General features: G+C 61.6%; 12 protein-coding genes and 1 pseudogene. 8 read left to right on the top strand and 5 right to left on the bottom strand.

Annotated elements, in window-relative coordinates:
- Window positions 1–86: 86 nt before the first annotated feature.
- Window positions 87–1,079, bottom strand: coding sequence for a sugar-binding protein (locus tag GWE18_RS10060; RefSeq protein ID WP_275185621.1), 993 nt, complete (start codon window positions 1,077–1,079; stop codon window positions 87–89).
- A gap of 438 nt (window positions 1,080–1,517) precedes the next feature.
- On the opposite strand from GWE18_RS10060, the gene GWE18_RS10055 reads away from it, so the two are divergent.
- The 3 genes from GWE18_RS10055 to GWE18_RS10045 are packed head-to-tail and all read left to right on the top strand — an operon-like array spanning window position 1,518 to window position 4,252.
- Window positions 1,518–2,258 carry an ATP-binding cassette domain-containing protein gene (locus tag GWE18_RS10055; protein WP_275185620.1) on the top strand — a complete coding sequence of 247 codons (741 nt, stop codon included), beginning with the start codon at window positions 1,518–1,520 and terminating at the stop codon, window positions 2,256–2,258.
- 40 nt (window positions 2,259–2,298) lie between these two features.
- Window positions 2,299–3,297: an ABC transporter permease gene (locus GWE18_RS10050; protein WP_275185619.1), complete on the top strand. Its 999-nt coding sequence runs from the start codon at window positions 2,299–2,301 to the stop codon at window positions 3,295–3,297.
- Between the two features lie 55 nt (window positions 3,298–3,352).
- The gene (locus GWE18_RS10045; protein WP_275185618.1) at window positions 3,353–4,252 is read left to right on the top strand and encodes an NAD(P)-dependent oxidoreductase; all 900 of its coding nucleotides are present in this window, start codon (window positions 3,353–3,355) and stop codon (window positions 4,250–4,252) included.
- Between the two features lie 37 nt (window positions 4,253–4,289).
- Here the strand turns inward: GWE18_RS10045 and GWE18_RS10040 are convergent, their stop codons facing one another.
- From GWE18_RS10040 to GWE18_RS10030, 3 genes are read right to left on the bottom strand one after another with little or no spacing between them, the layout of a single operon-like run.
- Complete coding sequence (locus GWE18_RS10040; RefSeq protein WP_275185617.1) at window positions 4,290–5,138, bottom strand: MaoC family dehydratase N-terminal domain-containing protein; 849 nt, start codon at window positions 5,136–5,138, stop codon at window positions 4,290–4,292.
- Window positions 5,135–6,265: a CaiB/BaiF CoA-transferase family protein gene (locus GWE18_RS10035; RefSeq protein ID WP_275185616.1), complete on the bottom strand. Its 1,131-nt coding sequence runs from the start codon at window positions 6,263–6,265 to the stop codon at window positions 5,135–5,137. The genes GWE18_RS10040 and GWE18_RS10035 overlap by 4 nt, the downstream gene beginning before the upstream one ends.
- Window positions 6,266–6,274: 9 nt before the next feature.
- Entirely contained in the window at window positions 6,275–7,441 is a 1,167-nt protein-coding gene (locus GWE18_RS10030; RefSeq protein WP_275185615.1) for an acyl-CoA dehydrogenase family protein, read from the bottom strand.
- 126 nt (window positions 7,442–7,567) lie between these two features.
- Here GWE18_RS10030 and GWE18_RS10025 point away from each other — a divergent pair, with 126 nt between their 5' ends.
- From GWE18_RS10025 to GWE18_RS10005, 5 genes are all read left to right on the top strand, one after another.
- Window positions 7,568–8,491, top strand: a complete 924-nt coding sequence (locus GWE18_RS10025) for a LysR substrate-binding domain-containing protein (RefSeq protein WP_275185614.1) — start codon at window positions 7,568–7,570, stop codon at window positions 8,489–8,491.
- A 305-nt stretch (window positions 8,492–8,796) separates the two neighbouring features.
- Entirely contained in the window at window positions 8,797–10,395 is a 1,599-nt protein-coding gene (locus tag GWE18_RS10020; protein ID WP_275185613.1) for an FAD-binding oxidoreductase, read from the top strand.
- Window positions 10,396–10,931: 536 nt separating this feature from the next.
- On the top strand, window positions 10,932–12,083 hold the full coding sequence (locus tag GWE18_RS10015) for an OpgC domain-containing protein (RefSeq protein WP_275185612.1): 1,152 nt from the start codon (window positions 10,932–10,934) through the stop codon (window positions 12,081–12,083).
- Window positions 12,084–12,307: 224 nt separating this feature from the next.
- Entirely contained in the window at window positions 12,308–12,766 is a 459-nt protein-coding gene (locus GWE18_RS10010) for a cupin domain-containing protein (protein ID WP_275185611.1), read from the top strand.
- 68 nt (window positions 12,767–12,834) lie between these two features.
- Window positions 12,835–13,305, top strand: a complete 471-nt coding sequence (locus GWE18_RS10005; RefSeq protein ID WP_342804245.1) for an SgcJ/EcaC family oxidoreductase — start codon at window positions 12,835–12,837, stop codon at window positions 13,303–13,305.
- Between the two features lie 31 nt (window positions 13,306–13,336).
- On the opposite strand, the pseudogene GWE18_RS10000 reads toward GWE18_RS10005, so the two are convergent.
- A pseudogene (locus tag GWE18_RS10000) lies at window positions 13,337–14,804 on the bottom strand (FAD-dependent monooxygenase).
- Window positions 14,805–15,149: the final 345 nt, after the last annotated feature.

Below are 15,149 nucleotides of genomic sequence, written 5' to 3'. Positions count from 1 at the left end.
GAAAACAAAGAGGGAGGCGTCACGCGCCTCCCTCTTTCCTTCCTGCGAACCCGTGACCGCGCTCGATCCCTGCACGGGATTTGCGGCTATTTCTGAATGCAGGTATCCGCGGTCTCCCTGGTGCATTCGTCGAGGCCGGTAAATACCGGGTCATCCACCTTCTTGCCCTCGATCAGATCGATCATGACCGAAGGCGCCTTGTAACCCATCTCGAATGGCCGCTGACCGACCAGCGCTTCGACGCGACCTTCCTTGGCGATCGCGACTTCCTCGCCGATGGTATCGGCGGCGACAATCACCAGCGACTTGCTGGCGATCTGCGCCTTATACTGATCCGTGAGCTGACGATAGGGTTGCGGCGCGCCGAACAGCGGCCATCCGCCCTCGATCACGAACGCATCGAGTTTCGGATTGGCGGTGAGGATGTCCGACATGGCCTGCACACCCCTCGGCCCGTCGTCATTGGTGAAGACCGGGCAACCTGCGATCTCGGTCCAGCCGCCTTCGCCCTTCAGTCTGTCCAGACCTTTCTGGCCGGACAAGGCATCGCGCGTTCCGGAGGCGCGACGCAGAATGTTGTCGGCAGCGGCATTGCCCTCGATCAGGCAGACCGTGCCGCCGTTCGGCTTTGCCTTTTTGAGATATTCGCCGAGCCGAAAGCCCATCAGGTAATTGTCGGTGCCGAGATAGGTCTTGCGAAGCGCTGCGTCTTCCTTTCTGAGGTCGGCGTCGAGCGTCATGACGGGCACCTTGGGCTTGGCGGCCTTGATCGCGTTGGCGATCAACGGCGCGTTCGAAGGCGAGATCGCAATCGCCACGGTGTCGGATTTGCCAAGCATGTCCTGGACGATCTGGGCCTCGCCCGCCTCGTCCGAGGTCGAAGCAGGTCCCGTGTAGAAGCAGTGATAGGGAGAACTGGCGTTCTCCTTGTTCCACTTCTCGCAGCCCTGATGAATGGCCTCGAAGAACGGATTGTCGAGGCCTTTGACGACGATGACGAGCTGCTTCTTCTGAGCCATGGCCGATCCGGCCGACAGGCTCATCGCCGCAGCAACCAGCGCCAATAGTGCCTTGTTCATTTGTCCCTCCCACGTGTTGCAGCGGACGTTTATTCGCCCGTTTTGCCGAAGCTCGTCTGATTCAAGATTTCACGAGGGCAAGGAAACCGCTTGATGTGAGGGGGCGGCTATCAGGTCCCTAGCATCCGCACTATTCCGAGCTTGTCCTCGAATGTGATCCGCAGTGACGACAGAGTCCGATTACGATAGCCACAATCAGCGATTGATAAGGATAATTCGGACGCCTGATGAGTCAACGGATATGTTCGAAGAAATACAATGAAGCTTCGTTTGGTGCGTTGCACCACATGCGAAATGATTTTTTCGCGAGGACGCGGTGTTGATTCCCGCCGAGATCATTGACTGACTACAGCCCGTGTAATTCAATCAGGAACAGGACGCGCAGCGGCCAAGAACAGGACGCGCAGCGGCGACGGTTCCGCGCAAGGTGAATCCGGAATGGCCCTCCTCGAACTGAAAAATGTTTCGAAGCATTTCGGCGCCATTCATGCCCTCAACGACGTTTCACTGTCGCTCGAGCCCGGCCGGATCGTGGGACTGATGGGCGACAACGGGGCCGGCAAGTCCACCCTCGTCAAGATCGTGGCCGGAAATTTTCGTCCCACGCATGGGACGATGCAGATGGAAGGCCAGGATTTGTCCATGCACCGGCCGATCGAAGCCCGCCGACATGGTATCGAGATCGTGCATCAGGATCTCGCGCTGTGCGACAATCTCAGCGCAGCCGCCAACGTTTTCCTCGGCCGCGAAATCCGCAAAGGCGTCGGCCCGTTCAAAATTCTCGACTATGCCGCGATGTATCGCCGGGCCGGACAGATCTTCGCCGAGCTGCGATCCGAGACGCGCCCGCGCGATCTGGTCAGGCAGATGTCCGGCGGACAGCGACAGGCGGTAGCCATTGCCCGAACCCGGATCGCCGACGCCAAGATCGTTCTGATGGACGAACCGACCGCGGCCATTTCGGTGCGGCAGGTCGCCGAGGTCCTTAACCTGATGCGACGGCTGCGCGATCGCGGCATCGCGATCGTATTCATCAGCCATCGCATGCCGGATGTGTTCAGCATTGCCGATCGCGTCGTGGTATTGCGCCGCGGCCGCAAGGTCGCCGACAAGGATGTCGCCGCCAGTTCGCCGGAGGAAGTGACGGGACTGATCACCGGGGCGATCGAATACGCATAGTGAGACGTCTGGAGCTTGCTGGTAACCGAAAGTTTCATGGATGGATATTCAGTTCGACGACAACATCAAGCGCGCAAGATTCCCGCTGCTCACCTGGCTGACCTCGCGACAGGCGTTCTGGGTCCTGGTTGCGGTCATCCTGGCCTGCATCTTCCTGTCGTTTGCGACCAACTCGTTCGCGACCTCCAACAACATCTACAACGTCGCCCGCAACTTCACCTTCGTCGCGATCGTTGCGCTCGGGATGACGATCGTGATCATCACCGGCGGCATCGACCTGTCGGTCGGCTCGGTGCTGTGCCTGTGCAGCATGATTCTCGCGGTCGTAATGCATGCCGGTTACAGCATCGAGGTCGGCATCGCCGCCTCGCTCGGAACGGCGTTGCTGATCGGCGCGATCAACGGCGTGCTGATCGCTTATCTGGGTATCCCGCCGTTTGTAGTCACGCTGGGCATGCTGTCGATCGCGCGGAGCCTCGCGATGGTCGCGTCCAACAACACCGTGGTGTTCCAGTTCGGTCCGGATCACGACAAGCTCTTGTTTCTTGGTGGCGGCGCCTTGCTGTTCGGGATCGCCAACCCCGTGATCTACATGCTCGCGCTGACGCTGCTGACCGGTTTTGTGCTGCACTTCACCCGGTTTGGCCGTTACGTCTTCGCGATCGGCGGCAACGAGCATGCCGCGATCGTGACGGGTGTGCCGGTGCGACGCACCAAGGTGGCCGTCTACATGATTTCCGCGCTCTCGGCCGGCATTGCCGGTGTGATCGAAACCGGTTGGCTCGGCGCCGTCACTACCAATCTTGGCTCGGGCATGGAACTGCAGGTGATCGCCGCCGCGGTGATCGGCGGCGCCAATCTCGCCGGTGGAATTGGCACCGCCTTCGGCGCCCTGATCGGTTCGGCGCTGATCGAGGTAATTCGCAACAGTCTCGGGCTATTGGGCATCAGCGCGTTCTGGCAGGGCACCTTCGTCGGCTCGTTCATTATCATTGCCGTGGCCTTCGACCGGATCCGGAATTTCCGGTCGCCGGAATGAGCGCGGCCGGGGATCACGTCTCCACCATTCGATCAACGACGGACGGAAAAGGAAAATGACAGGCAAGCGCGTGGTATTCACCGGGGGGACCGGCAAGGCCGGCAGGCACGTCCTGCCGCATCTGAAGAGCAAGGGCTACGACCTTCTCAATGTCGATCTCAAGCCATTCGATTATCCCGGCATCAGTACCCTGATCGCCGATCTGACGCACAGCGGCCAGGCCTTCAACGCCATGACCACGCATTTCGGCTTCGACCGTTTCGAAGGCGGCAGGCCGCCGGCAGCGCCGGACGCCGTCGTGCATTTTGCCGCGATACCGCGGGTGCTGATCGAGCCGGATAACGAGACGTTCCGCGTCAACACGATCAGCACCTATAATGTGATCGAAGCCGCGGCGAAACTCGGCGTCCGCAAGATCGTGATCGCCTCCAGCGAAACCACCTACGGCGTCTGTTTTGCCGAAGGCGAGAAGGATTTCAGGAGCTTCCCGCTCGAGGAGGACTACGACACCGATCCCATGGACTCGTACGGGCTTTCCAAGGTCGTCAATGAAAAGACCGCGCGCGCCTTTGCCATGCGCTACGGAATCGACGTCTATGCGCTGCGGATCGCGAACGTCATCGAGCCGCATGAATACGACATGTTTCCCGGCTTCCTGGCCGATCTGCCGTCGCGAAAGCGCAATGCCTGGGGCTATATCGACGCTCGCGACCTCGGCGAGATCGTGCATCTGGCGATCCAGAAGGACGGGCTCGGCTTCCAGGTCTTCAACGCCGTCAACGACACCGTCACCGCCAACATTCCGACCCGCGAGGTGCTGAGCCGCTATTGTCCCAGTGTCCGGATCACCCGCGAACTCGGCGAGTACGAGGCGCCGCTGTCGAACAAGAAGGCGCGCGAGGTGCTGGGCTTTCGGGAAGAGCACAACTGGCGGAAATACGTTAACGCCGGATAGCTGCTGCGACACATCATCGCCGCGGGCATTGCAGTCCTTACCACGTCGCCGTACCCTTCATGGTCGGCTGTCCCTCGGCATTCGCGATCCACAGTTCCATGCCGGCGTGGGTCTCGTTGGCGTTGATCGAGAACTCGCCGCCTTCGAACAGGGGCTGTACGCCGCGATAGCTGAACTTTTGCGGCGCCGAGTCGCCATGAAGTTTTGCGGCGAACTCGACGAGCAGCGCCGCCTGCAGCGGACCGTGGAAAATCAGGCCCGGATAGCCCTCGACCTTGGTGACGTAGTCGCGGTCGTAGTGGATGCGGTGGCCGTTGAAGGTCAGCGCCGAATAGCGAAACAGCAGCACGGGATCACTCACATGGCTTTCGCGATGTTTTGCAACGGGCGGCGGCGTCTTGGGCGGTGACGCAGGCGCTGGGCCGCCCATGTCGCGATAGACGATGTCCTGCCGCTCGCGGATCGCGGTGCCGCGCGGTGTCGTGACGGTGTGCTCGACGGAGACGAAGCACAGTGGGCCGGTCGAGCCGGTTTTCAACGTCACATCGGCAATGCGCGAGGTGCGTTTTGCTTCATCGCCGACACGCAAGGGCGCGAGGAATTCGATTTCGCCGCCGGCCCACATCCGGCGCGGCAATGGTACCGGCGGCAGGAAGCCGCCGCGGGTCGGGTGGCCGTCGGGGCCGAGCTGCGACATCGGAAACACCGGCTGCGCCAGGCACCAATGCGTGGTCCACGGCGCGGCGTCCCCCGTCTTGGGCTGGCCGATGTCCTGGAACAGCGTTGCACGCAGGCCCTTGACCAGTTGCGCGGTGACGATGTCCGAATCTTCCGTATCGCGGCCGATCCATTGCCGCAGATGATCGAGATCGAGTTTTTCGGTCATGACTGGCGGCTCCTGATACGGGGAGCTTTTGGCAATTCGACATGGTCGCCGATGCCGGGCACGGCGCCATAGTGCCTGTCCTCGCCGACGAAGATCGCGGCGGGCGCAGCGTAGCTCACCTTGCCGTTCGGCGTATCGACTTCGATGCGACGCAGATGCGGATGCACGGCGAGATCGGCCATGGTGTTCACCTCGGCGAAGGCGATATCTGCGCCCGCTAAGCGCTTCAATAGATCGACGCGCGTCATCATCGCAAAGCTATCGGCAACGGTCTTGTCGGTGAGCTGGCGGTTGCGCACACGCTCGACCATGTTGGCAAAGCGTGGATCGTTCGGCAGGTCGGGCTGATCCAGCACCTCGGCGCAGAGCTTCTTCCATTCGCGCTCGCTCTGGATCGAGATCAAGATGCCCTTGCCGTCCTTGGAATTGAACACGCCATAGGGCGCGATCGAGGGATGGGCCAGCGCCATCCGCTTTGGTGGATTGCCGGCTTCCGAATTGATCAGCGGCACCGCCATCCAGTCGGCCATTACGTCGAACATCGAGATGCGGATGTCGGCGCCCTTGCCGCTGCGGCCGCGCGCAATCAGCGCCTCGAGGATGGCGGCGTGCGCGGTGGCCCCGGTCGCGATATCGACGACGGAGATGCCAACGCGGGACGGGCCTTCGGGACCGCCGGTGATCGAGGCAAGGCCGCTCTCGGCCTGGATCAGGAGATCGTAGGCCTTGCGGTCGGCATAGGGGCCCTCGTCGCCATAGCCCGAAATGGTGCAGCAGATCAGCGCCGGATAATCTTTTCGCAGACGCTCCAGCGAGAAGCCGAGCTTGTCCATCGAGCCGGGCTTCAGGTTTTGCAGCAGCACGTCGGCGCTCGCGATCAGCTCTTCGAGCGCCGCGCGGCCTTCCCTGGTCGCGAGGTCGATCACCACGGAATTCTTGCCGCGGTTGAGCCAGACGAAATAACTGCTCTGGCCCTTGGCCGCGGCGTCGTAGCCGCGAGCAAAGTCGCCCTCGGGGCGTTCGACCTTGACGACATGCGCGCCGGCATCCGCCAGCCGCGAGCTGCAGAACGGCGCAGCAACGGCCTGTTCGACGGAGACGACGATTAATCCTTCCAAAGGCAACATCTGATGTTCTCAGTAGGAGCGGGGCAGGCCGAGCACATGCTCGGCGACGTAGGACAGGATCAGATTGGTCGAGATCGGCGCGACTTGATAGAGCCGCGTTTCGCGGAACTTGCGCTCGACGTCGTATTCTTCCGCAAAGCCGAAGCCGCCATGGGTCTGCACACAGGCATTCGCCGCTTCCCAGGATGCATCCGCCGCCAGCATCTTGGCCATGTTGGCCTCCGCGCCGCAATCGAGCCCGGCCTCATACTTGCGGGTAGCTTCCTTCACCATCAGCTCGGCGGCGCGCATCGCGGCGTAGGCCTTTGCGATCGGGAACTGGATGCCTTGGTTTTGGCCGATCGGGCGGCCGAACACGGCGCGTTCCTTGGCGTAGGCGGTAGCTTTGGCAATGAACCATTTGGCGTCGCCGATGCATTCGGCAGCGATCAGGATGCGCTCGGCATTCATGCCGGAGAGGATGTAACGAAAGCCCTTGCCTTCGTCGCCGATCAGGTTTTCGGCCGGTACCCGCATGTCCGTGAAGAACACTTCGGTGGTGGCGTGGTTCATCATGGTGCGGATCGGGCGGATCTCGAGGCCCTTGCCCTTGACCTCGCGCATGTCGACGATGAACACCGACAGGCCATCGGTGCGCTTCTTCGCGTGTTCCTTCGGCGTGGTGCGCGCGAGCAGGATCATCAGGTCGGAATGTTCGGCGCGGCTGGTCCAGATCTTCTGGCCGTTGACGATGTAGTGGTCGCCGTCACGCTTGGCGACGGTCTTCAGCGAGGAGGTGTCGGTGCCGCTGGTCGGCTCGGTAACGCCGAACGCCTGCAGCCGCAATTTGCCGCTGGCGATCCCGGGCAGGTATTTCGCTTTCTGGGCGTCGCTGCCGTGCCGCAGCACGGTACCCATCGTGTACATCTGGGCGTGGCAGCCGCCGCCGTTGCAGCCTGCGCGCTGGATCTCTTCCAGGATCGCGGCCGCAGCCGACAGCTTCAGGCCGGAGCCGCCATATTCCTCAGGGATCAGCACCGAGAGGTAGCCGGCCTCCGTCAGTGCGTCGACGAACTCCTTCGGATACGCCATCTGGCGGTCGAGCTTGCGCCAGTATTCGCCGGGGAACTGGGCGCAGAGTTTTGCGACGGCGTCGCGGATGTCGTGGAATTCGTCTTGTTGTTCTTGTGCGGTCATTTGATTTTCTGGCGATGGATGGTGGGTGATGTCAATTGCCGGATGGCGGGCTGTTGTGAAACCACAGCCGGTCTCCTATGCTGAATTGTTATAGCGTATGAACCTGCCTTCGAAGAATGGCAAGCGATGGATATAAGGCAGCTCAGGACTTTCAGTTGCGTGGCGGAGCTCGGCAGCCTCAGCAAAGCTTCCGACACGCTGCGGGTGGCGCAGCCGGCGCTTAGCCGCCAGATCAAGCTGCTCGAGCATGAATTGCGGGCCGAACTCTTTACGCGGAACGGCCGCGGCATGGTGCTGACCGACGCCGGCCGCCTTCTGCTCGCGCGAACCGCCGGCATCGTCCGGCAGATCGACCAGGTGCGCGACGAGATCCAGTCGTCGGGCGGACCGCCGTCGGGCCGGGTGGTGCTCGGGCTTGTGCCGACCGTGAGCTGCGTGATTTCGGCGCGGCTCGCCCGGCGCACCGTCGACAAATATCCGGGCATTTCGCTCTGCATCGTCGAAAGCTACAGCGGCCATCTGATGGAATGGCTGCACCGCGGCGAAATGGATCTGGCGCTGATCTACGGGCCGTCGAGCGACCTGCATCTGACTGCGCAGAGCCTCGGCCGCGACCCGATCGTTGCGGTGGGGCCGCGCGGCAGCGGGCTGTCGCAGAGGAAACAGGTCGATATCGGCTGGCTGCTGCGCCAGCGCCTCGTGCTGCCCAGTCATTCGCACGGGCTCCGGGCGCTGATCGAGCAGGCGGCGGCGAAGAAGAAAATCAAGCTCGACGTCAAGCTGGAAGCCGATTCCTTCCGGGTGCTGACCAGCCTCGTCGAGGAGGGCTTGGGATATACGCTGTTGCCGCCTTCCTCGGTGCGCCACGAAGTGGCCAGCGGCCGGCTGGAAACGGCCGCGATCGCCAAACCATCGCCGATGCGCGAACTGACCCTTGCTTCTCCCATCGACCATCCCGGCTCGACTGCGATCACGCTTGTAAGCGAGCTGCTTCGCAGCGAACTTGTCGCCTGCCGCGAAGAGGGCCTCTGGGACATCAGGCTCGCCTGAGCCGATGTGAGGGCCTGCGCACTGGCTTAGAGCAAAACCGTGCAGCCCTGCATTCTCATCTGGCTACAGCAGCCATGCCGCAATTGTATAGGGCGGCGCAGGCTTGCCGGAACGATTGCCATCAGGTTCAATTTGGGTCGCGGATGACCACGGGCGCGCTGATGGGGACGGCGTTGCGCAAGCGTCTGAAGGAGCGCGCCGGTCTCACCTTTAGCGCAGATTGAGGTAACGCTCAGAACTGCAGCGGCATGCTGGATTACGCGGTTATCTCGGAAATCACAGCCAAAAAAAGCAGGGAGGAAGCCATGAGCGGTGCAAGGCTAAAACATTACGGTTGGGGGCGCGAAGACGAAGGCATGACTGCCGAGGAGCAGGCTTTTGTGCTCGGCCGCTACCATGCGAAGTTCGCGCGCGATACGTTCGAGACAAAAGCCGTGCCGCGTCTCGAGGACCTGACACTGCGGGCGCCGCGCGTAGCGCCGCCGGCCTCACTTGCCGCTTTCTGTACGAGCGAACGCTACGACCGGGTCGCGCACACCTACGGCAAATCCTATCCAGACTACGTGCGAGCCATGCTCGGCGACTACGATAGCGCGCCCGACGTGGTCGCATATCCACGCAACGAAGCAGAGATTTCCGCTGTGATGGACTGGGCCGGTGGTGTCAGCGCCTCGCTGACGCCTTTCGGGGGCGGATCGAGCGTCTGCGGCGGCGTCGAGCCGCGAGTCGATGGGCTTCGCTACAAGGCGGCCGTCACGCTTGACCTACGCAATCTCGGTAAGATTGTCGAAATAGATCAGATATCGCGCGCCGCACTGATCGAAGGCGGTACCTATGGTCCATCGTTGGAGAACCAGCTTAAGCCGCACGGCGTCACGTTGCGGCATTTTCCGCAGAGTTTCGAATATTCAACCCTCGGCGGATGGATCGCGACACGTTCGGGCGGTCATTTCGCCAGCCTCTACACGCACATAGACGATTTCGTCGAAAGCCTGCGCGTCGTGACGCCGCGCGGCATACTGGAAACGCGTCGATTGCCGGGATCGGGCGCTGGACCGAGCCCCGACCGCATGTTCATAGGCTCGGAAGGCACGCTCGGCGTGATTTCGCGCGCCTGGATGCGATTGCAGCCACGTCCGAAATTCCGTGCCGGCGCATCGGTTCGTTTCCATTCGTTCTTCGGTGCGGCGCGCGCAGTGCGCGCCATCGCACAGGCCGGCCTCTATCCATCGAACTGCCGCATCCTTGATGCGCAAGAAGCGTTCAACACCGGTGCGGCCGATGGCAGTGTCGCGATTATGGTGCTCGGCTTTGAATCCGGCGACCATTCGCCGGATGCCTGGATGGCACGTGCGCTCGAATGCTGCGCCGACCATGGAGGGACGCCGGAAGCCGCAAAAGCCGGCGATGCACATCTCGAAGGCGCAGCAGGAATCTGGCGGAACGCATTTATTCGTATGCCATATGCGCGCGAGCTTTTGACACCGGCCGGTCTCATCAACGACACGTTTGAGACCGCTATCACCTGGGATCGGTTCGAAAGTTTCCACGACAAAGTGAAGGCGGCGACGGAGCGTGCGATCCTCGAAGCGACGGGCCTGAACGGCGAGGTCACATGCCGCTTCACTCATGTCTATCCTGACGGGCCCGCGCCCTACTTTTCTTTCCACGCACTCGGCCGCCACGGTGCGCTTCTGGAACAGTGGCAGGCGATCAAGAGTGCGGCCAGCGACGCGCTCATTGAGGCGGGTGGTACGATTACGCATCATCACGCTGTTGGCCGTGATCATCGGCCTTGGTATGATCGCCAGCGCCCAGGTCTTTTCGCGGCCGCGCTTCGGGCAGCAAAAAGAGAACTCGATCCACAAGGCATGCTCAACCCGGGAGTGCTCATCGATCCGTAACGCGGATCGACGCGCCAACGGACTAAGCGACTGCGTGTACTATTGCTGTGGTGCACGAACCGATGGGGCGCTCAATGGTCCGATCTGCTTCCGCTGACCGTCACGCCTTGCACAGTGAGTAGCTCGGACATTCTGCAAAAGCAGCTGCATTCTCTTGTGCAACTACTTGTGCGCGCGACATACCCAGCCGGAGCGCTCGCACTGCTAGGATGGCGTTGGGGTAGGCGACGTTCACAAAATCAAATTGAGCGCGGATGCCACCGGCGAATAAAGGCAAGTGCTTTCAAAGGAAGTTGATCCCGCTGATGAGAAATAGATCACATGAGCTGTCCGGCAGCCGCAATAGGGTTGCCGAGTAATCACCGTTTACGCTCAGCGCGCCACGAACACGTTCGCTCGCGTGACAGGCATGTTGTCACAACCCATCGGGGATGAGCGTCCCTGGCGTTGTCACGATCCGGCCGTGCGGCGGTGATGCTTCCTGGTCATATGCAGTCCCTCTTAAGGCGTGCTTACACACGGGACGGGGCAAGCGGATGCATGATCGAACCGTCACTCTGAAGCCATCGGTGGGCGAGCCCGCGGAGCTGAAAGGCGTTGGCCGCGACCTGCGCCTCGATGCCTGCCGCGGCATCGCGCTATGGTGCATCTTTCTTGACCATGTCCCCAACAACATCGGAAGCTGGCTGACGCTGCGGAACTACGGCTTCTGCGATACCGCGGAAGTATTCATGTTCGTCTCGGGTGTGACCTGCGCGCTGGCCTACGGCAAGGCTCGTTGGTGCGAGGGCTGGAGCGGCGTGATCAGCCGTACACTGTGGCGGAGCTGGGACATCTATGTCGCATTTCTGCTGCTCACGGTCGCTTGCGCCATTATGGTTCACCTCGCAGGCGACGGCCGGTTTGCCGACGCGAGCAATACGCGCATTCTGTTGGAACATCCCGGCGCGACGCTCGCGCATGCGGCGATCCTGCAATACCGTCCCGTCAACACCGACGTCTTGCCGATCTTCGTGGTCTATCACTTTTCGTTCGCGCTGCTGCTGTGGCTGCTGCTACGAGTGCCGAATCTGGCGCTCGGCACCTCGTTGCTGCTTTATGCGCTGGTGCACGTCTTCGGCTGGACTGTCCCGGCATGGCCGAACAATCACTGGTACTTCAATCCGCTGGCGTGGCAGTTGCTGGTTGTGCTCGGCGCGTGGTGGATCACGGAGGGCAGGAGATTCTGGCCGTGGGTGACCTCGCGCACGGCGCTTGTGCTTGCCGTTCTCTATCTGGTTTTCAGCCTGATCGTCGCATTGAGTTGCAACATCAAACCACTGGAAGCGCTGGTCCCGCTGACGCTGACAAAGCTGATCTATCCGCTGGACAAATCGAATCTCGATCCTTTGCGACTGTTGCATTTTTTTGCCCTTGCGATTTTGGCGGTATGGCTTGTGCCCCGCGATTGGCGAGGGCTGACGACGCCGGTGATGCGCGGCGCGATCCGCTGTGGCGAGAACTCGCTGGCAATCTATTGCCTCGGTGTTCTACTGGCGCTCGCCAGCCACATGGCGCTGGTCAACATCTCGGATGGGCTTGCGATGCAGATCGCGCTCAGCCTCGCTGGTACCCTGGTGATGGTCGCGGCCGCAACGCTGCTGAATTTGATCAGGATCAAACCGAAGCGGCAGCCGGAATTAATGTGATGGCCGCAATCCCAGAGAAATGGCCACGCGGATCTGCGGACACGGACCTTTTTGGCAACCTATTAAGTCAACGTCTCTGACTTATGGTTTGCCCGTCGCTGATGATGTAGTTTGACCCGTGTTGACGCACGCAACATTGTGGTGCGCAGCCCCAATCCAGTTTCTACACTGACCGCGCATTGCGATTTGCGTCTCTTGCTGCTTACAGCTTGGGAGGAACTCGCATGAAAAAATTGCTGCTAACGGCGACCGGTTTGATTGCACTCTCGATTCCGGCAATGGCGCAAAATGCTGCGGTTCGGGTGATGCCCGATGCGCTCATATGGAAGGACAATCCAGCCTTTCCGAAGGGCGTTCAGATTGCCACCTTGGTCGGTGATCCCACGAAAGCGGGTGAGGTTGTCGTCTTACGCATCAAGTTTCCACCTAACTTCCAAATGCCTCCGCATACTCATCCCTATTCCGAAGTTGTCACAGTCATAAGTGGTGACATCGGCAGCAGCCATGGGGAAAAATTCGAAAAGAAGGGTGATCTCCTAAAGCCAGGCTCGTTATGGGTGTACCCCGCAAAACACGCGCATTACGCGTGGACCGGAAGCGAGGAAGGGATACTTCAAGTTCAATTTATCGGCCCAGGTGGCATCGATTACATCAATCCGGCTGACGATCCGCGCAAACGGTAGCCGTTCGCATTGCAAAAGGCCGCCTCAAGCGGGCGCTTGTCTGTCCGGTATTCGCAAGGGAGGATGTCATGCGTTCTTCTCTAAATTTAGCGAGCGCAGCACTTGCCCTGTGCATAGTGCTATCGTCGTTTGGCTCCAGCGCTTTGGTCGAGCCGAAAACGGAGGTGGCAGCGGCGACTTCGGCATGGGGGCAGGCTCTTGGCGAAGGCGATCCCGAAAAGGTGTTGCCGTTCTATTCGGACGATGCCGTGCTCTGGGGCACGCTGTCGCCGACCGTGCGCTCTGACCGGGCGGCGCTACGAGACTATTTCGTGGCCGCCTTCAAGGTTCTGCCCGGCCTGAAGGTCGCCTTCGGCGATCAGCTGATCCGCGTGTACGGGAATGCGGCGGTCAATACCGGCTACTATACGTTCTCCTATGTCAAGGACGGCGAGACGAAGAGCCTGCCCGCGCGCTACAGCTTCACCTACGTCAAGAACGGCGAGCGTTGGCTGATCGTCGATCACCATTCCTCGGCCATGCCATCGACCCCGAGATAGCCCACCCGGGTCGTCGAATGGTGACGCTCGGTCACAACCCGCCTCGCGCACCAGGCGGTCCGAACCAGGTGGTTAGCGCGTCAGCGAGCCCCAACTGAGTTGAGTCGCCCACCCAGGCCACATATCCGTCGGGCCTGATCAACACGGCAGTGGGCGCGGGGACCGCGCCAAGTACCGGAAGCTCCCACGTACCGACACATCTGGCGTCGACCAGCTTGACCCGGTCCGCCCATGGCGTGATGTCGAAGCCGCCGGGCTCACCGAGATTGAGCAGCACCGGCCGGGCATCATGCAGCAGGGTAAAGACCCGCAGCGGGCCGTTGGCGGTGAGCAGATCCAGATCGGGCATGCGTCGTCCGAGCAGCTTGTGTCCCTCGCCGAGATCGTAGTGGATGTCCAGACATCATTGCGGCTATTCGTCTGCGCGGCTCGTCCATGCCAAGGAGCTCGGACATGGTTTCGCCCAGGGCCTTCGTGCGGTCGTCCGGGCGGCGAAGCGCGACCTGCGCCATCGTGTTGTGCAGCACGCGGGCAGCGACCGGGTGGCGCTCGGCATGGTAGGTATCGAGGAGGCTTTCCGGCGATGCCTGCTTGACCACCTGGGCCAGCTTCCATCCCAGATTCACTGCATCCTGCACGCCGGTGTTGAGGCCCTGTCCCCCCACCGGCGGATGCACGTGAGCGGCGTCGCCGGCCAGCAGGACCCGTCTGTCGCGGTAGGCCGCGGCCTGGCGAGTCATGTCGGTGAACCTGGAGATCCAGGTGGGACTGTGGATCCCGTAATCGGTCCCGTAAACCGCGACGAGCGCCTCGCTGACATCGCGCAGTGTGGGCTCGCTGCCTGGTCGCAGCGGCTGCTCGGTCAGCACCATTCGGGCCGACCCGCCATTCTCCACCTTGCCGATTCCGTGGCTACCGAGCGCATCCTGGTGAAACCCCCACTTCGGCTCCTCGGCCGTCTCGACTTCGGCGATCAGCCAGCTCGTCGTTGCATCCCACCCGGGGAACGCGATGCCGGCCGCCTTGCGAACCAGGCTGCGGCCGCCGTCGCACCCGACGAGATACTCCGCCCGGAGCGACTGACCGTCGGACAGCGCGACGTCGACGCCGGTGTCGTCCTGCGCGATATCAGTCACCTCACGTCCGCGATAGATCGTCACCGCCAGCTCGCCGACCCACTCGGCCAGGATGCGCTCGATATGGTTCTGCCACAGCCCGAGAACGTAGTTGTGTCGGGTAGGAAAGTCGCTGATGTCCAACGGTATGTGGAAGTGCACGACCTGAAACAGCTTTCCCTGCGAGAGGAACCGGTCGGCTATACCGCGCTGATCGAGGACCTCGATGGCGCGCGAGTGCAGACCGCCTGCGCGCGAGCCTACGAGGTCCTGGTTGGCGCGCCGTTCGACAATGGCGACATCGACGCCCGCCAACGCCAACTCGCCCGCCAACATCAGCCCGGTCGGACCTCCTCCGGCGATAACCACCGCATGGTCGGCCATCGCCACTCCAGTCGTTTCCGCAGCAGCCAACTCGGCCGCGCGCGAACCGCTCGTCGACAACAATTCACTCATTTCGTGACCCCGTAGGTTGTGGCTTCGGTCGGCCGTTCTACGGGATGAGGCGGGTCTTGAAGCAAGCCCTTTGCGCGCTACATATTAAGCTGGGAGATTGGTGATCTGCTTTCCGGTTACTTCCGTAGTAGAGCGGAGAGCTGCAGCTAGATTAGCGTTTTCTTGGTTCGAATCATATCAGGCGACCTCGGCGAGTTTGTAGGACCACGTGTGGATGACCGGATGGCGATTGACGTCGTCGATACCGGCCATGATGCGCTCCTTGAGTTCGTG

The sequence above is a fragment of the Bradyrhizobium sp. CSA112 genome (assembly GCF_029051645.1).
Taxonomy (GTDB): Bacteria; Pseudomonadota; Alphaproteobacteria; order Rhizobiales; family Xanthobacteraceae; genus Bradyrhizobium.
The sequence above is the reverse complement of the archived record's forward strand: the minus strand, read 5'-3'. Positions and strand labels throughout refer to the sequence as shown.